The 16,716-nt window shown below is 42.2% G+C and carries 17 protein-coding genes and 1 tRNA gene; 6 read left to right on the top strand and 12 right to left on the bottom strand.

Going from position 1 to position 16,716, the window contains the following annotated elements:
- Positions 1-57: 57 nt before the first annotated feature.
- The 3 genes from BV11031_RS01825 to BV11031_RS01815 all read right to left on the bottom strand — a co-directional run bounded on the left by BV11031_RS01825 (position 58) and on the right by BV11031_RS01815 (position 1,320).
- A complete protein-coding gene (locus BV11031_RS01825) occupies positions 58-825 on the bottom strand; it encodes a phage antirepressor Ant (protein WP_010329847.1) in 768 nt (255 codons plus the stop codon).
- Between the two features lie 64 nt (positions 826-889).
- Positions 890-1,081, bottom strand: a complete 192-nt coding sequence (locus BV11031_RS01820; RefSeq protein ID WP_010329848.1) for a helix-turn-helix domain-containing protein — start codon at positions 1,079-1,081, stop codon at positions 890-892.
- A gap of 11 nt (positions 1,082-1,092) precedes the next feature.
- The gene (locus tag BV11031_RS01815) at positions 1,093-1,320 is read right to left on the bottom strand and encodes a helix-turn-helix transcriptional regulator (protein WP_010329849.1); all 228 of its coding nucleotides are present in this window, start codon (positions 1,318-1,320) and stop codon (positions 1,093-1,095) included.
- 163 nt (positions 1,321-1,483) lie between these two features.
- On the opposite strand from BV11031_RS01815, the gene BV11031_RS01810 reads away from it, so the two are divergent.
- From BV11031_RS01810 to BV11031_RS01790, 5 genes are all read left to right on the top strand, one after another.
- Positions 1,484-1,867: a helix-turn-helix domain-containing protein gene (locus BV11031_RS01810; protein ID WP_010329850.1), complete on the top strand. Its 384-nt coding sequence runs from the start codon at positions 1,484-1,486 to the stop codon at positions 1,865-1,867.
- 329 nt (positions 1,868-2,196) lie between these two features.
- Positions 2,197-2,718 (top strand): hypothetical protein, encoded by a 522-nt coding sequence (locus BV11031_RS01805; protein ID WP_010329851.1) that lies wholly within the window; start codon positions 2,197-2,199, stop codon positions 2,716-2,718.
- A gap of 12 nt (positions 2,719-2,730) precedes the next feature.
- Positions 2,731-3,078: a DUF4064 domain-containing protein gene (locus BV11031_RS01800; protein ID WP_010329852.1), complete on the top strand. Its 348-nt coding sequence runs from the start codon at positions 2,731-2,733 to the stop codon at positions 3,076-3,078.
- 71 nt (positions 3,079-3,149) lie between these two features.
- Positions 3,150-3,656 (top strand): ImmA/IrrE family metallo-endopeptidase, encoded by a 507-nt coding sequence (locus BV11031_RS01795; RefSeq protein WP_129550673.1) that lies wholly within the window; start codon positions 3,150-3,152, stop codon positions 3,654-3,656.
- A 17-nt stretch (positions 3,657-3,673) separates the two neighbouring features.
- The gene (locus tag BV11031_RS01790; RefSeq protein WP_010329853.1) at positions 3,674-4,900 is read left to right on the top strand and encodes a site-specific integrase; all 1,227 of its coding nucleotides are present in this window, start codon (positions 3,674-3,676) and stop codon (positions 4,898-4,900) included.
- 112 nt (positions 4,901-5,012) lie between these two features.
- Here the strand turns inward: BV11031_RS01790 and BV11031_RS01785 are convergent.
- From BV11031_RS01785 to BV11031_RS01775, 3 genes are all read right to left on the bottom strand, one after another.
- Positions 5,013-5,085: transfer RNA gene (locus BV11031_RS01785), tRNA-Ala, on the bottom strand.
- Positions 5,086-5,191: 106 nt separating this feature from the next.
- Positions 5,192-6,022 carry an undecaprenyl-diphosphate phosphatase gene (locus tag BV11031_RS01780; RefSeq protein ID WP_010329854.1) on the bottom strand — a complete coding sequence of 277 codons (831 nt, stop codon included), beginning with the start codon at positions 6,020-6,022 and terminating at the stop codon, positions 5,192-5,194.
- Positions 6,023-6,113: 91 nt separating this feature from the next.
- Positions 6,114-7,280 (bottom strand): AI-2E family transporter, encoded by a 1,167-nt coding sequence (locus BV11031_RS01775; RefSeq protein WP_010329855.1) that lies wholly within the window; start codon positions 7,278-7,280, stop codon positions 6,114-6,116.
- A gap of 179 nt (positions 7,281-7,459) precedes the next feature.
- On the opposite strand from BV11031_RS01775, the gene BV11031_RS01770 reads away from it, so the two are divergent.
- Positions 7,460-8,446, top strand: a complete 987-nt coding sequence (locus tag BV11031_RS01770; RefSeq protein WP_010329856.1) for a Gfo/Idh/MocA family protein — start codon at positions 7,460-7,462, stop codon at positions 8,444-8,446.
- Positions 8,447-8,487: 41 nt separating this feature from the next.
- Here BV11031_RS01770 and rhaA read toward each other — a convergent pair whose 3' ends face one another.
- The 6 genes from rhaA to BV11031_RS01740 all read right to left on the bottom strand — a co-directional run bounded on the left by rhaA (position 8,488) and on the right by BV11031_RS01740 (position 16,609).
- Positions 8,488-9,762, bottom strand: coding sequence for an L-rhamnose isomerase (gene rhaA / locus BV11031_RS01765; RefSeq protein WP_010329857.1), 1,275 nt, complete (start codon positions 9,760-9,762; stop codon positions 8,488-8,490).
- 25 nt (positions 9,763-9,787) lie between these two features.
- Complete coding sequence (gene rhaM / locus BV11031_RS01760; RefSeq protein WP_010329858.1) at positions 9,788-10,102, bottom strand: L-rhamnose mutarotase; 315 nt, start codon at positions 10,100-10,102, stop codon at positions 9,788-9,790.
- A 14-nt stretch (positions 10,103-10,116) separates the two neighbouring features.
- Positions 10,117-11,577 carry a rhamnulokinase gene (gene rhaB, locus BV11031_RS01755; RefSeq protein WP_010329859.1) on the bottom strand — a complete coding sequence of 487 codons (1,461 nt, stop codon included), beginning with the start codon at positions 11,575-11,577 and terminating at the stop codon, positions 10,117-10,119.
- A gap of 4 nt (positions 11,578-11,581) precedes the next feature.
- Positions 11,582-12,358 carry a rhamnose catabolism operon transcriptional regulator RhaR gene (gene rhaR, locus BV11031_RS01750; RefSeq protein ID WP_010329860.1) on the bottom strand — a complete coding sequence of 259 codons (777 nt, stop codon included), beginning with the start codon at positions 12,356-12,358 and terminating at the stop codon, positions 11,582-11,584.
- Positions 12,359-12,417: 59 nt separating this feature from the next.
- Complete coding sequence (locus BV11031_RS01745) at positions 12,418-14,487, bottom strand: bifunctional rhamnulose-1-phosphate aldolase/short-chain dehydrogenase (RefSeq protein ID WP_010329861.1); 2,070 nt, start codon at positions 14,485-14,487, stop codon at positions 12,418-12,420.
- Positions 14,488-14,620: 133 nt separating this feature from the next.
- On the bottom strand, positions 14,621-16,609 hold the full coding sequence (locus tag BV11031_RS01740; RefSeq protein ID WP_010329862.1) for a methyl-accepting chemotaxis protein: 1,989 nt from the start codon (positions 16,607-16,609) through the stop codon (positions 14,621-14,623).
- Positions 16,610-16,716 lie beyond the last annotated feature (107 nt).

The raw sequence follows: 16,716 nt of genomic DNA, 5'->3' as shown, positions 1-16,716 counted from the left end.
CTCCCCAAAATTGTGGAGATCTACACCTCACTCCTCAAAGTTGTGGAGTGAAGGGGATTAAGCCGATTGAGACGACATGAATTTATTTACAAAATAAATCTGTCCTTTACCGGTTACCTTTGGTGTGCGCGTGGTTCTGATTGAGCCGTCAATGTTGTTTACAGTTCTTTTCTTAATTTCGAATAGGCCCATATCCATACTGCGTTGGGTTGGGAGATTAAATGATTCACCTTTTTTGCGAATCAGGTACCCATTGTCGCGTAACCATTGAAATAATTTGTTCGGCCCGATATCTACACCGTTTTGCTGGATGATTTTCGCTAATTCACCAACAAGCACAGAGGACTCGGACGATTCAACCGCCTCAGCGAAAATCACTTTCGGTTTCATGGTTTCTATTTGCTTGCTTTGCTCTTTCATAGTGTGAAGAGTAGTTTTGAAAAGCAGCTTTGTATTTTCATCAGCTTGCGGCAAATATGTTTGGATGAATAACTCGTCATTTGCAACGTAGCCGCCCATTTTTCTGATTGTCGGGATGACTTCGATTGCTAACCAGTCTTGAAATTGCTCAGCAATTTGATTAGATGCTTTGAAAGCTAGCTTGTACACCAGTGGTTCAGGGATGAAATCACCTTTCCCCACTTCTGGGGAAGACTGTGGTAAATACTCATTCACTCGTTCCCAACGGATATATTGTTTGTTGTTCTTTTCTTGTATGATCCCTAATGATCTTGCAACTCTTTCAGCATCAAAAAGAATTTGGTCATTTTCAATCTTGGCAGCAACTTCGAATAAATCATTTTTGAACATTTGCAATTGATTCATTCATGAACCTCCTTAATAGAGTTGTCATTCACTAAACGGAAATTTTCGTTCAGTAGGTCCTTTGCTATTGCGCTTGTTTCATATTTGCTTGTTCCTGCGCTTCGATCCACGCATCTATGTTGTGCTTAGTGAAGAAAATACGTGTGCGTACTCGAAAGTGTGGAATTTCTTTTTCGCGAACCATTGTGTAAATCGTATCGTGATGAACACCGAGGTATTCAGCAGCTTCCTGCACGGTCATTGTGTTGCGAGTCATTTCGTAACCTCCTATGCTGTGTTTGTTGTTTGAGTTTCTTGGACTTTTAAATTTAAAAAAAGCTCGTTTATATCACGTCCAAGTTTTTCAGATAGCTTAAATGCAATAGGCAATGTAGGATTTGATACCCCGTTCTCCCAGTTGCTTATTGTTGTCTTTTTGCAATTTAAAATTAAAGCTAATTCATCCTGGGTATAGCCCTTTGCCTTTCTAGCTAAAATCAAATTTTGGTTTTTCATTATTTCACCACCTGAAATCCAAGTTTGTTGAACTGTTAAGCTTAGTATAAATCCAACTTTCTTGGATGTCAACCTAAAAGTTTGATTTTTTTGGACTTATGTTTATTTTACATTATATTGATGTACAATATATTTGAACTTATGTGATAGGTTGTGGTAGATAATGCTTCCTAAAAGATTAAAACAACGGAGAAAAGATTTGGGTTTAACTCAAACCCAACTGGCAGAAAAAGTTAACACGAAGAAAACTACAATCTCAAACTATGAGACTGGATACAGCACTCCTTCTAATGAAATGCTTAGTGATTTAGCAGACGCTTTACAAACTACAGCAGATTATTTACTTGGAAGAACGGATAATGATTCAATGACCGTTAACACTCCGGTTTCTCCAGACCTCATTAATGATCCGGATCTGCAAATAGCTTTTAAAGAAGCAGCAGATTTTTCTGAGGAAGCCCGCAGACAAACTATTGACTTTATCAATTACCTGAAAGAGAAAGAAAAAGCAAAAGGACGTAAAATTCCAAATTCGCCTGAAGAGTAAACAGAAGCAAAAAATAATTACATAACAAACACATTATTCTTTATTTATTATTATTGTTTTGTTTAGTTTAATTAATGCTGAACACTTCGCCTCAAAATTTGAGGTAAACTATTCAGTTGAAACCATTTCAACCTCAATTTTTGAGGTGATCTCTGAGGTTATTTTTTCTTTGAACCGCAAATTTTGAGGTGATCCGTTAAGTGAATTCACCATCTTACCCCCATTAATTTTATGAATCTATTAACATTTTTGGCAAAATCCTCTTGAATTTTTGTCAGTTTTAGCCGATTATTAATAGGTATTATATTTTATGAACTGGGGGAATTAGGTTGAAAAAGTGGTTCTTATTATTCATGTCTTTAGGACTAGCATTAGCGTTGGCAGCATGTAGCTCGACAGATGATGTCTCTACAGGGAGCAGTGATTCAAAAGACAAAAAAACTGAAGAGACTAAAGATGACGGCTCTAAAAAAGTCGATGCGAGCAAACAATCTGCTGAAGCTCTGGGAATGAAAGTTAACCTGGGCGATGTAAAGATCATGAAAGACAAGATAAACGTTGGAATAAACATTGAAAATACTACTGATAAGGTTCTAAATTTTTATCCAGACCAAGGAAATGCAGTTATCGGTAGCATGCAATTATCTGCAAATATGTTCTTAACTGATGGAGAAGTTGGCGGTGAAGTTCAAGGTGGCGTTAAACAAGAAGGAGTTCTTGAGTTTTCAGCTCCTGATGGAAAAGAAATTGATGTTGATAGCGTTAAAGAAATCAAATTGAACTTCGGTGATGTTACAACTGATGACTTCATGAATAACAAAGCAGTATCAATCACAGTACCAGTTAAGTAAGGGGATTTTGAAATGAAAAGAACAACTGAATTTGTTTTAGGTCTAATTGGTGGAATTTTCGGGTTTATTGGAGCCTTTTTGGCGTTAATTGTTGGTGGTCTTGATGCCTCTTTTAACTCATCTGGCACAAGCGATATTATCGGTTTAGGTTGGGGCGCTATCTTCCTCTCCATTCTTGGTATTGTTGCTTCTGTAATTATTAGAAAGAAAGCAAAATTGGGCGGAATTTTACTTCTTATATCTGGTATCGGTGGCCTGATTTGTATTTCTTTATTCTACTTACTGCCTGCTGTTCTTCTAATTATCTCAGGCATAATGGGACTCGCAAGAAGAGACAAAACAACGACGACAGCAGCGTAACGGAGAGCCCTTTGAAGGGCTTTTCTTTCACACCAAAAACAGAACATACATTCCCATCAGGTGGTGCTATTATGACTATTCAGTTATCTCATCTAGAAGAAGAAGTAAAGAAGATTTATACAAAATTGAATATGCTTACTCCTGAAGATATTGACATGGAACGGATTGCAGCTACTTTTCAGATCTGGATACACTACGAAAAAAAAGGTAGCAGCATGTTTTGTATAAATGGTCTTTATAGCATGGTTTTGGATTCAAGGACTTCTCGTCAACAACAATGGGAGGACTTTGTACATGAGCTAGGGCATGTGGTTAAACACTGCGGGAACCAATTCAATATGAATCGTATGTTCCGTCAGTTGCAAGAGTACCAGGCTAATAGTTTCATGTATCACTTTTGTATACCGACATTTATGCTCGAAAAGATTTCGTTGCCGCGCATGCAATCGGAGGCTATAAAGTTAATTGGGGATACTTTTAACGTCACATATCCTTTCGCAGCTAAACGGCTTGAAATGTACAAAAGAAAACAGTTTTCTATTCTCTGGCATCAAAAGCTCTATCAACTAAATTATTAGAACAAGGAGGTAGCCACATGGCTAGTATTGAAAGACGCAGTGAAAAATCTTTTAGGTTAATTGTCGAAAATGGTTATGACGCAAACGGAAAAAGGGATAGAAGAAAGAAATCGATTCGTATCGAAGATCCAAAAATATTAAAGTCTAAACGGAAATTACAGGAGTACCTCGAGGATCAGCTGCACCGTTTCAGAATTGAAGTAGAGGCCGGCGAGTATATTGCTCCTGAAAAAGCTACATTCGAATCATTTGCAGGGAAATGGGTTGAAAAGAAACTCTTTAATAAAAGTGGAAAACCTTACTCTTATAAAGCATCCGAGAAATACTCAACTCACTTACACAACCACATCCTCCCTGCATTTGGACATAAACAAATAGATAAAATAAAAACCTTACACATTGTTGATTTTATAGATGATTTATCTAAAGATGGGGCTCGAAAAGATGGAAAGTCTGGCGGGCTTGGTGATAGAACGATTCTTGATGTATTTCAAACGTTACAGGCAATCTTCAAGACAGCCACAGAAGAATGGAAACTCATTAAAGACAATCCTATGGAGGGATTAAGTCAGCCACATGTGGAACCAAAAGAAATGCAATATTTTCAGACTGATGAAGCAGAAGAATGTATCCGGGTTTTATACGAAATTGATATAAAATGGCGTTTGTACTTTTTGGGTGCAATGATCGGCGGTTTACGGCGTGGTGAAGGACTTGCCTTTCAATGGCACTTGGATGTGGATTGGAACAGAGGCGGCTTCTATGTAAATCGCTCAATCTCTAAAACAGTCAACGGGCAGCCGCTTGTAAAAGCACCTAAATCTCGCAGCTCAAAACGTTTTGTTAAAATGCCAGATTTCTATATGGAGGATTTAGCAAAGTATTATCGCATGTGGAAGAAGGAAAAACTTATGCTCGGTGATGCCTGGGAAGGTGAGAACAATCAATACATCTTTCATAATGGAATAGGAAAGCCATATTACTACACTACCCCCACTGCAAAGTGGGCAAAAATAAAAAAGAAGTATGGACTAAAAGATATTAGGCTCCATGATCTGCGGCATACGATGGTGGCTATCCTTATAGAAGCCGGTGAAAATATGAGTGCAATTCAAAAACGTGCCGGTCACGCAAGTAGAAGAATAACATCTGATATTTACGGCCATGTTACCGAAAAACTTGAAAATGAGACAGCTCAATATTTTGATCAATTTAACCCTAATTTGAAGGTGAAAAGCAACTAAATGACCCCAAAATAAAATTTTGGTCCCCAATTTGTCCCCAATTGCTTTTTTGGGTAATTGGCTCTGTTCCTGACAAACAAAAAAACCCTTATAGAATAAGGGTTTAAAGGTATGGAGCCAAGGGGGCTCGAACCCCTGACCTCTACACTGCCAGCGTAGCGCTCTCCCGGCTGAGCTATGGCCCCGTATGTAACGTCATGTTTATTATAGATGATTTTTTTTTGAAAAACAAGCGGTTTCTCTTGAATTGACAGAAAAAATAAGGCTCCGGAAAGAGCCTTATTTTTGGAGTTACATCATGATTAAAAGTAAAATCACACCGAGGATGATTCGGTAGATTGCAAATGGAACGAGTTTGACTTTATTAATCAGTTTTAAGAAGAAACGGACGACGAATAGCGCGACAACAAAGGCGAAGATGAAGCCAACGATGAAAAACGGCATCAAATCAGAGCTTAAGCTGTCCCAATGCTTCACAAGGCTTAAAAAGCTTGCGCCCATCATGATTGGCATTGCCATAATAAACGTAAAGTCGGCTGCCGCTCGGTGATTCAATCCGAGAATAACACCTCCGGAAATGGTCGAGCCGGAACGCGAGAAACCTGGCCAAAGGGCAAGACATTGGAATAAGCCGACTCCTATCGCCTGCTTATAGGAAATGCGGTCAAGGGTGTCTGTCGCTGTTTTCCGTTTATTTACCCAATCAGCAAAAAGCATGAGGACTGCCCCAGCGATTAAACCGATGGCAACGGTTTTAACGGAAAATAAATATTCATCAATGTAATCCTCAAACAAAAAGCCGAGAACAGCTGCAGGCACAAGTCCGACGGCAATTTGCGCAATGCTTAATTTATGCCCCTGCTTCTGGTCGCTGGTAATATTCTTTTTCAATCCGAGCAAATTCAAAATCCGGTCTTTAAACACAATGACCACTGCTAAAATAGAGCCAAGCTGAATCACCACTTTGAATGAGTTGGCAGCTTCTTCTGACATCAGATTGCTTGATTTAAGCCAAATATCGTCTACTATGATCATATGTCCTGTCGAAGAAACCGGCGCGTACTCTGTTAATCCTTCTACGATCCCTAAAATGGCAGCTACAAACAATTCCCATAGAGTCATGATTTTGATTCTCCCCATTAGACATTTATTTTTTACATAACGGGAGCTTTCCATAAATGGAAAGCCCGTCTTATATAACTATAAACGAAAATCACACTTTATGACCTGACGAATTTTCATTTTTCTCTTCGTCGTATAAATGTGACCGCATTTTAAACCAGTCAAATAAATGTGTCGTAATGACTTTTGCAACTGCATAGCCCGGAATGGCAAGAATGATTCCAACCACACCAAACAGCTTGCCGGCTGTTAACAGCAGAAAAATAATCGTAATCGGGTGGATGTGAAGGTTTTTCCCCATAATTTGCGGAGAGATCAGCTTCCCTTCGATCAGCTGAACAATGGTCCATACGATCACCAGCTTAAGCAGCATGAGCGGCGATGTCACTATGGCGATGATAATCGCTGGCGTAATGGCAATCGTCGGCCCTAAATATGGAACGATGCTCGTACAAGCCGCAATGAAGGCAAGCAGCGAAGCATAATCCAGCCCGATAATCAAATATCCGATAAACAGCAAAAAACCGATACAGAAGCTGACAATGATCTGGCCTCTGATATAAGAGCTTAACCGATGATTCATTTCGCTTAAGACTGTGTATGTCTGTTCTTTTAATCGTGTCGGCACAAACTTCAGTATATAGACCGGCAATTTCTTTCCATCTTTTAATAAATAGAAAAGAATAAACGGAACCGTAATGATCGAAATAATAACCTCAGTCAGAGCGCCGATAAAATTCCCAACGCCGGTGAAAGTACTGTTTACAATCGTAGCTGCCTGGTCTGAAATCTTTGTTGCAAGATCAGATATATTGATGTTCATCGTTTGCTGGGCCTGATTGACGAAGTTGCTGCCGATCAGCTGTTTCGTCTGACTTTCAACGACATCCACATACCTCGGGATGTTATCAATCAAACTCATAATTTGTTCTTTTAAAAAGGGGATAATGGACACAATTGTGATCGTGATCAGTCCGATAATCAATAGGTATAACAGGAAAATCGTATAGATTCTTCTTACTCTTCTTCTCTCAAGGAAATCGACGACTGGGTTTAACAGATAAAAAACGATGCCTGTTAAAATAATCGGAAGTGAAATTGTCTTGAGAAGAACAATAATCGGGGTAAAAATAAATGATGTTTTTGTAAAAACGAGAATATTTAAACCAATTAACAACAGCACAAGCAAAAATAAAACAAACTTATTGTCCAAGAAGAATTGCTTGAATCTGCCGCTCCATGTTTGCAACGTCTCCACTATCGTTCCTCCGTCATACATAGTTTAATTAAATTGTACACTATCGTCCCTATAATGAAAAATAAAAACCGTTCATTGCTGGAAAAACCTTCTTGTTTACAACTGTAGTCAGTTCTATCATGTGCTTTTCTCCATTTTGAGCTATAATTTATCTATATGATACAAAAGGAGCGATAAGAGTGATACGTTTTGCAATAATAGGAACCAACTGGATTACAGACCGCTTTCTTGAGTCGGCAGCGGAAATAAAGGATGTTCAGCTGACAGCTGTTTATTCAAGGTCGGCTGAACGAGCTGCCGAGTTTGCCGCTAAACACGGTGCTGAGCACACCTTCTCAAACCTTCAGGAAATGGCGGCAAGCGATTGCTTTGACGCTGTATACATAGCCAGTCCCAATGCTCTTCACAAGGAGCAGGCCGTTCTCTTTATGAACCATGGCAAGCATGTGCTTTGCGAAAAGCCGTTTGCTTCCAATACAAAAGAAACGGAAGAGATGATTTCAGCGGCTCAGAAAAACGGTGTTGTCCTTATGGAAGCAATGAAGACCACTTTCCTGCCAAACTTCAAAGAGCTGAAAAACCACTTGCATAAAATCGGCACCGTCCGCAGATTTACCGCAAGCTACTGCCAGTATTCCTCACGGTATGACGCATTCAGAAACGGAACCGTCTTGAACGCATTTCAGCCTGAGCTTTCCAACGGGTCCTTAATGGATATCGGCATTTATTGTATTTATCCTGCTGTCGTGCTGTTTGGCGAGCCGCAGGATGTGAAGGCGAACGGATATGCTTTATCTACCGGAGTGGATGGAGAAGGAACGGTCATTCTGTCTTACGACGGGTTCGAAGCCGTTCTGATGCATTCTAAAATATCCACTTCCTATGCCCCCGCGGAAATCCAGGGTGAAGACGGGACGATTGTGATCGATACGATTCACCGGCCAGAACGGGTAGAAATCCGCTATCGCGACGGCCGCCTGGAAAACATTTCGATTCACGATCCTAAACCGGCGATGTTCTACGAAGCGGAAGAATTTGTCACGCTCATAAAAGAGAACAAGCAGGAATCTGAAGAAAATACATTTGAACGGTCCATGATCACTGCGAAAATCATGGAAGAAGCAAGAAAGCAAATGGGAATTGTGTACCCTGCTGATCAAGCCTAAAAAAATCCGCCCGCGTGCCAATGCCGCGGCGGATTTTTTTATTAGACAATCGGAGATGATGCCTTCCTTTTTAAAAGCACTTGTTGTTCATAATCTTTTATATCCTCGAGCCATTCCTCTTTTACCGGTACGCCCATTTGTTCACAGTAGGAATCCCAGACGGCACCGAAAGGATATGTTTTAAATTCCTCCATCAGCGCCAGCCTTTCTGTAAAGCGGCCCTCTTCCTGCAATTGCTTTAAATAATCGTTCGGGAGAAGCAATGCATACAATAGAGCTTTGATCATATTTCTCGTTCCGATGGTCCAGGCGGCAACACGGTTAATGCTGGCATCGAAAAAGTCCAAGCCGATAGCGACCTTCTCGAGAGCCTGATTACGTACAATTTCAAGCGCGATTTCCCTCAATTCATCATCTAAAATCACAACATGGTCGCTATCCCAACGAACGGGGCGGGACACGTGCAAGGCGAGTTTGTCTGTGTAAAGCAGCATGGACGAAATCTTGTTTGATACTGTTTCAGTCGGGTGATAATGGCCTGTATCCAGCAAACAAAGCTTTTGATTCGTTAAAGCGTAGGCCAAATAAAATTCATGAGAGCCGACAACATATGACTCGGAACCAAGACCGAACAGTTTGCTTTCGACTGAATCAAGATTGTGTTGTTCACTGACCTCCACTGCAAAGATCCGATCCAATGATTCTTTTAATCTTATACGCGGTGTCAGCCTGTCACTCGGGATATCCTTATATCCGTCGGGAATCCAAATATTCGTCAAGCAAGGTGTGCCTAGTTCTTTCCCGAAGTATTCCCCAATGCGCCGGCATGCGATGCAGTGCCTGATCCAAAATTCCCTGACGTTCGGATCGGGGTGTGAAAGGGTGAGTCCGTCAGCCGCTTTCTCATGCGAAAACAAGGTCGGATTAAAATCTAAACCGAGACCGAGATCTTTCGCCCATTTCACCCAGTTTTCAAAATGATACGGCTTCAATTCGTCCCGTTCTATCGCTTCTCCGTTTGTTTCTGCGTATATCGCATGCAGGTTTACGCGGTGCTTCCCAGGAATGAGAGAAAGCGCCTTCTCCAAATCTCTTCTTAATTCTTCAGGGGTTTGCGCTTTTCCGGGATAATTGCCGGTCACGTCAATCCCGCCTGAAAGCTCGCCCTTATTTATTTCAAAGCCCTCTATGTCATCCCCCTGCCAGCAGTGGATTGAAATGGACACGTGCTCTAATTGCCGAAGCGCCTCTTCAACATCAATTCCCCATTTTTCATACGCCTGTTTTGCACTATCATAATTGGCTTTTATGGTCATGCGGCTCTCTCCCTTTTTCAGTTTTTTAATCCAAATAAAAAACTTCCTTAAGATCTATCGAAACAGGACTGAAATCTGGATTTGTTTTCATGAACGGCGACATCGATTTCCACCATCTCCGGCAAACTTCTGTGTCCGCCATCTTTCTCCATCTTTCTTCATCTTCGATTTCTAGATAAGCAAATAACCGGCCTGTTTCCTCGTCTAAAAAAATGGAATAATGGTGCGCTCCGTGGGCTTTGAGTACTTCTGCCATTTCCGGCCAAATGTCATCATGCCGCTGTTTGTATTCCTCGTACTTGTCTTTGTGGACAAACATGATACTGGCTTTTCTTTTCAAATCTGATCACCTCTTCATCTTTTAGATAGCGCTTTCAAAACAGTTTGCTGAAATGACTGAATGATCGTGCCTCTGTCAATGTCGTTAGGTGTAAATACTTTGATCGGATAGGAATGTCTGACGGCTTGCCGGGCCTCTTTTATGTCTTTGACTTCTTTGGCAGCAATCATTTGCATCAGCAGATTTCCGATGGCGGTTGCCTCTATAGGCCCTGCGTATACCGCTTTTCCGCTCATGTCTGCTGTTAATTGATTTAAGAAATCGTTTCGGGCTCCGCCGCCGATGATATGAAGCTGCTCAATCGGTTTTTCTGTGATCGTTTCCAGCTCTTTGATGGCTATCGCATAGATGATGGCTAAATTGCTGTAGATGCAGCAGGCAAGGTCACCTGCAGTGCGGGGAAGCTTTTGGCGGGTTTCTCTGCAATAATGTTCTATTTCCTCTATCATGCTGTCTGGATTCAAAAAACGTTCATCATTTAAGTTGACAAACTGCTGAAATGGTTCTGTTTTTCGGGCTTCTTCTGCAAGCTGCTGAAAAGAATAATCTGCTTGTAATTGCTGTCTGACTTGTTGTATCACCCACATGCCGATAATGTTTTTGAGAAAGCGAATGGTGCTGTTTGCCCCGCGTTCATTTGTATAGTTGTTTTTTAAAGCCAGATCGGTTAATATCGGCGTTTGGTTTTCAACCCCAATTAGCGACCATGTTCCACTGCTGATATACGCCCAGCTATCGTTTATGCCCGGCGCCGCGATGACCGCCGAGGCCGTATCATGCGTTGCGACTGTCATCACCTTGCAAACCGGCAGGTCATAATCCGGAAACCAATCATTTCTCAGCATTCCGAGCTCACACCCCGGTTCAGTCAGTGGCGCAAATTGCTGTTCGTGAACAGACACAGCTTCAAGCAACTCAGGGTCAAACTTTCCGGTTGAGACGTTTAAAAGCTGTGTTGTCGACGCATTTGTGATTTCTGTTACAGCTTTTCCGGTTAAACAATAGCCTAAATAATCTGGAACCATCATGATTTTATCTGTTGCTTTCAACAGCTCACGGTCTTCCTCATACAACTGATACATCGTGTTAAACGGCTGAAATTGTATTCCTGTTTTTTGATAGATGATGTCTCTTGACAGGGTTCGTTCCAGTTTGCCTATTGTGTGATCTGTTCTTCCATCCCGGTAGGATATCACTTCCCGCAAACGATTTCCTTTTTCGTCCAGCAAGACATAATCGACAGCCCATGTATCAATGCCGACGGTGCATCGTTCATGCCCAAGCGCTTTCACCTTTTGCAGCCCTTGCAGAATTTGTTTTAGCAAATGATCTATATCCCAAAAACAATGTCCTTCTCTTTGAATGAAACCGTTAGCGAATCTGTGAACCTCTTGTATGTCAAGCTTCCCTTCCTTCAGCTCTCCTACCATGACTCTCCCGCTTGACGCGCCTACATCAATGGCAGTATAAATCATTCTTTCACCCTCTCTTCGGAAGGGGAACAGCTGTCACTATCACCTTTTTTTCCTCTAGCGCTTTTACCGATAATGGATCAAGTCCGGCATCAGTAATTAGGCGGCTGATATCCTTGAGCGAGGCGATATGTGAAAACTCGCGGTTCCCCCATTTGCTTGAATCGGCCATTAAAATGGTTTGGTCAGACCTTTCGATCATCCGTTTTTTTAGCAATGCCTGCCACTCATTTGAGTCACTCATTCCGTTATTTATGTCAAATCCTTTACATGAGAGAAAGGTTTTGTTGACATGATAGGTCTCAAGCGAACGCTCTGCTAACGGTCCTGCAAACGATAATGATTTTGCCAGCAAAATGCCGCCTGTTGAAATAACTGAGATGTTTTCTTTATTGCTAAGTTCAATAGCAGCCTTCATTGAGTTTGTAATAACGGTGAGCTCAATATCAGGAAGTATTTTCGCCATGTGCCAGGCGGTGGTGCTTGCGTCAAGAATGATTCGGTCTCCGCTCTTTACGTATTTGGCCGCTTCGTGAGCGATGGCTTTTTTTTCTGTGACATTTGTGATTTCCCGTTCAGAAAAATGAATTTCTGATTCTTGCTGCTGAATACTGACCGCTCCTCCGTGGCTCCGGCTCAGTTTATGTTCTTTCTCAAGCTTCTCAAGGTCGCGCCGAATGGTTTCTTCTGTGACAGAAAACATGTCACTTAATTCGGATACGCGGATGCTTGAACGCATATTCACTATTTCCACTATTTTTTGCTGCCGTTCTGCTACTAGCATCGGTAACGTCCTTCCTCATATCGTAATCCGTCTTATTGTTTTTCTATCATAGCATACGTCTAACGCGTGAAAGCAGCAGGAACACCGCCGTCTACCGTGATCATGCAGCCCGTGGTTTTTTCGGTTTTAGAAGAAGCGAAGAATGCGATGGCTTCGGCAATATCCCGCGGGTAAATATTGACGAGCAGAGCGGTGCGTTTCCGATAATGTTCCTCAAGCTCTTCTGGTTCAATTCCGTACGCTGCGGCCCGTTCCTCCCGCCAGCTTGATCCCCAGATTGCCGAACCTTGAAGAACCGCATCAGGCAAAACAGAATTGACCCGAATGCCATATTCTCCGCCTTCTGCTGCGATACATCTTGCCAAATGGGTTTCAAGCGCTTTTACCGAGCTGTAGGCAGCGGCGTTTTTCCCCGCATAAACTGAATTTTTCGATCCGACAAATACCATGCTTCCGCCTCTGTTTTGCTGTTTCATTTGTTTAAACGCTTCACGCGCCACAAGAAAATAGCCTGTTCCTAATACATTCATATTAAGATTCCATTCTTTTAGACTTGTTTCGTCAAACGGGCTTGAAGTGGCCAGTCCGGCATTATTGACGACAATATCAATCCCGCCGTAAGCAAGTGCCGCTTGTTCAAAGGCTGACTTTACTTCCTCTTCCTTTGTCACGTCCATTTTGACAGCCATTGCCCTTCCTTCTCCGTATGCCTCGTTTATTTCCCCGGCAATTTTCTTCGCACCTTCTATATTTAGGTCAGCGGCAATCACGTGTCCTCCTTCAGCTGCAAAGCGCCGGCACGCTGCACTTCCGATGCCGCCGGCTCCTCCTGTTACCAACGCTACTTTACGGGAAAATTCCGCTTCCGGCGGAGCGAGCGTGAGCTTATATAATTCGAGCGGCCAATATTCGACATGATAAGATTCATTTTCATTTAAAGAAACAAATTGCCCCAGAGCTGTTGATCCTTTCATAACAGCAATAGCCCTTCGGTATAAAGCGCCGCTCACTTTAGACATGGCGTAACTTTTCCCCGTGTTCACCATTCCGATGCCGGGAATCAAGATCACCCGCGGAGCTGATTCGAAGATTTGGTCTCCTTCCTGCTGATTGCGGGTAAAGTAAGCATGATAATCTGATGAAAAACGCTCGACCCCTGACTTGATCAGATCCGCCAGCTTATGCACATCGTGGGTTTCGGGATTCCACTCAATGTACAGCGGAACCCGCTTTGTATGAACAAGGTGATCCGGGCATGCCGCACCGATTTGCGAGAGTGCCGATGCTTGAACACTATTTACAAATTCCAAGACATTGTCATGATCATCATAGGAAAGGATCATTTTCTTCTCTTCACTTACAGCGCCTCTGATTACAGGCATGATGTCTGCCAAGATTTGTTTTCTTTGATCTTCCGGCAACGGCTGATACCTTTTGCCTCCAAATATCTCATTTGGATTGATACGGTCATTAATATACTGCTCGGCTTCTTGAATGATAGATATCGTTTTTTCATAACATGCTTCAGACGTCTCTCCCCAGGTGACTAAGCCGTGTTTTTCCATTAACACAAGCTCGGCGTTGGGATTGTTCGCTACGCCTTCAGCGATCATTTTAGATAATGTAAATCCGGGGCGTACGTATGGCACCCATACAAACCGGTTTCCGTATATGTCTTTGGCGATTTGTTTTCCATTATCAGCGCAGCATATGCTGATAATCGCATCGGGGTGGGTATGGTCAACATGATTGAATGGCAGAAAAGCGTGTAACAGCGTTTCAATTGAAGGGCGGGGATGTTTGCTGTCTATCATACAATGAGACAAGTAGTCTACCATTTCTTCATCTGACATTTGTTCCCTTTCAATCAGCGGGCGGATGTCATCTAATGATAAACCGGTAAAGTTATGCGCTTTCATTGTTGCCAAATCCGAACCGCTTCCTTTCACCCACATGACTTCTGTTTCACGGCCTCTGAAATCCTTTTCCGTTGTTTTCATAGATGTATTCCCGCCGCCCCAGTTGCAGACAGTCCGATCTGACCCGATCAGATTGGATCTGTACACCAATTCCTCTACACCTTTTGGCAGCTGTGCAGCTTGCTTTGCATCCCATACATGTTTCACCATCTTGATATTCCTCCATCCCCTTTTATTTGTATCCGCTTTCATTATATATGATATCGGTTTGTTTTTGAATTGTTTTGTTTATTTTTGTTTTAACAAAAAAAGAAAGCAGCAGATATGCCGCTTTCTTTTCCTATTAGGATTCAATTTTAAATTTCTTTGTAATGTCCTGAAGTTCTTCCGCCATGTTTGCCAACGTTTCAGCTGATGAGCTGATTTCTTCCATGGACGCAAGCTGTTCTTCCGCTGAAGCTGCAATGTCTTGAATGCCTGCTGAGCTTTCTTTCGACACTGCAGAAATGTCTTCAACCGCACTTGACACTTCCTGTGATCCAGCTGACAGCTGTTCAACCGTCGCGTTTAGGTTTTGCAATTCGCCAGAAATTTGGGTTGTCATCTCGTAAATTTGTTTAAAGCTTTCCGCTGTTTGGTCAGTTATCTGCAAACCTTCCTTCACTTCATGATTCACAGATTGGAACATTGAAAGTGAAGTACTGATTTCTCTGACAATCTCTTGAATTAACCCTTCAATTTCCTTAGCAGAGTCTGCTGATTGTACGGCAAGTTTTCTGACCTCTTCCGCTACTACTGAGAAGCCTCTTCCGTACTCCCCTGCTCTTGCCGCTTCAATCGCAGCATTTAGCGCCAGCAGATTCGTTTGATCAGCAATACCGTTAATCACATTCAAGATGCTTGTGATGTCCTTCGATTTTGTTTCAAGACCCTTCACAACCGATTCCGCTTTTTGAACGGATTGGTCGATTGTTTTCATTTGGCCGACTGTATGCTCGACCAGTTTTTCTCCGCTGCCAGCCGCCTCAGAGGACTGTAACGATGACTTTGTGATAGTTGAAGAGGCCTGAACCACTTTGGAAATCCCGTGGTTCATTTGAGAAAGATGGTCTGAGCTTGTTTCCAGCTTCTCGCTTTGCGCCTCGTTGCCATCTGAGAACTGTTCGATGGCAAGTGTAATATGTTCAGTTGCTTTGCTCGTTTGGGCCGCGCTTGCCGTCAGCTCTTCAGAAGAGGATGCCACGTTTTCTACAGACGTTTGAATGACACCAATCACAGAGCGCAGTGAGGCAGACATTTCGTTAAAGCTTTCACCAAGCTGGCCAAACTCGTTTTTCGAGTGAATGTCAATGACTTCTGTCAGATCTCCGCTGCTGATTTTCGCGGATGTAGAAACCAATTTTCTTAATGGCTTGGTGATAGCGCTGATAATAAAGAGAATCAGTATGCCTCCGATCACAAGTGATACGCATAGGACGATGATCGCTGTGTTCAGAACCGGGCTTGAAGCATCTTCCAATTCACTGACAAAGTATGTGCCCGCAATTTTCCAGCCTGTCAGCTTATTTGTCGTAAAGGCCATTTTCTTTTCTTTGCCTTGGAAGGTATATTCAAACGAGCCTTCTTCTTTCGAGAAAACTTGATTTGTCCAATTGCCTGATCCGGTTGTCCCAGGTTTAATCGTCGGATGAGCGATATATTTTTTGTTGCCTGTTGTAATAAATGCGAAGCCATTTGTTCCGATTTTGATTCTCTTTGAAGCGGATAACACTTCATCCAAATTTAAATCAAGCGCGATGACTCCTGAACCATCTTTTGTTTGCTTTGAGATGGTAATAACGGTATCCCCTGTCGCTTCGTCAGTGTACGGCTCAGAGAAAACAGCCTGTCCTTTTTTCGCAACGGCTTGTTTGTACCAGTCGCGCTCTGTCGGATCAAAGCCCTTTGGCACACCGCCTTCAGGATATTTGTAGAGCTTTTTATTTTCTGAAGCCGCGTAGATGGCTCCTACATCGGTATTCAATGTTGTATACTGCTTAAATTTCTCATTCAGTGAGGCTTTGTTTTTTTCTTGTAATAAGTCTTTATTGATTGTCTCACTATAATAATCAAGCGCTTTTACTTTATGATTCAATTTGTTTTGCAGGGTACTGTTGAGTTCTTCAACGTTTCCCATTGCACTATTCGCGAGTTCCTTGTCCAGTGCGTTCCAAGCTGATTGATAACTGAAATATGCTAATACCCCAACCGGCAAAATAAGCACTGCCAGAAACGCAGCGATAAGCGGTTTGCTGATTGATGGCTGTTTGATCCATTTTGTAAGTTTCCCCATTCTTTCGACTCCTCCTTTAAGCTAAATCTAATATCGACAAACTAGGATAAAAGGTTTAATAAAAAAACTAAAAAAAACACCCAAGCGTACAGGCCTGGGTGTTTTGG

This window comes from Bacillus vallismortis, assembly GCF_004116955.1.
GTDB classification, from domain to species: Bacteria; Bacillota; Bacilli; order Bacillales; family Bacillaceae; genus Bacillus; species Bacillus vallismortis.
This window is presented reverse-complemented; position numbering and strand designations above follow the sequence as displayed.

Coding starts and splice junctions, on each gene's coding strand:
- BV11031_RS01825 (WP_010329847.1), bottom strand. CDS start 825: ATGAATCAATTGCAAATGTTCAAAAATGATTTATTCGAAGTTGCTGCC.
- BV11031_RS01820 (WP_010329848.1), bottom strand. CDS start 1,081: ATGACTCGCAACACAATGACCGTGCAGGAAGCTGCTGAATACCTCGGT.
- BV11031_RS01745 (WP_010329861.1), bottom strand. CDS start 14,487: ATGGTGAAACATGTATGGGATGCAAAGCAAGCTGCACAGCTGCCAAAA.
- BV11031_RS01780 (WP_010329854.1), bottom strand. CDS start 6,022: ATGACTCTATGGGAATTGTTTGTAGCTGCCATTTTAGGGATCGTAGAA.
- rhaR (WP_010329860.1), bottom strand. CDS start 12,358: ATGCTAGTAGCAGAACGGCAGCAAAAAATAGTGGAAATAGTGAATATG.
- BV11031_RS01795 (WP_129550673.1), top strand. CDS start 3,150: ATGACTATTCAGTTATCTCATCTAGAAGAAGAAGTAAAGAAGATTTAT.
- BV11031_RS01740 (WP_010329862.1), bottom strand. CDS start 16,609: ATGGGGAAACTTACAAAATGGATCAAACAGCCATCAATCAGCAAACCG.
- rhaB (WP_010329859.1), bottom strand. CDS start 11,577: ATGATTTATACTGCCATTGATGTAGGCGCGTCAAGCGGGAGAGTCATG.
- BV11031_RS01790 (WP_010329853.1), top strand. CDS start 3,674: ATGGCTAGTATTGAAAGACGCAGTGAAAAATCTTTTAGGTTAATTGTC.
- rhaA (WP_010329857.1), bottom strand. CDS start 9,762: ATGACCATAAAAGCCAATTATGATAGTGCAAAACAGGCGTATGAAAAA.
- BV11031_RS01815 (WP_010329849.1), bottom strand. CDS start 1,320: ATGAAAAACCAAAATTTGATTTTAGCTAGAAAGGCAAAGGGCTATACC.
- BV11031_RS01810 (WP_010329850.1), top strand. CDS start 1,484: ATGCTTCCTAAAAGATTAAAACAACGGAGAAAAGATTTGGGTTTAACT.
- BV11031_RS01800 (WP_010329852.1), top strand. CDS start 2,731: ATGAAAAGAACAACTGAATTTGTTTTAGGTCTAATTGGTGGAATTTTC.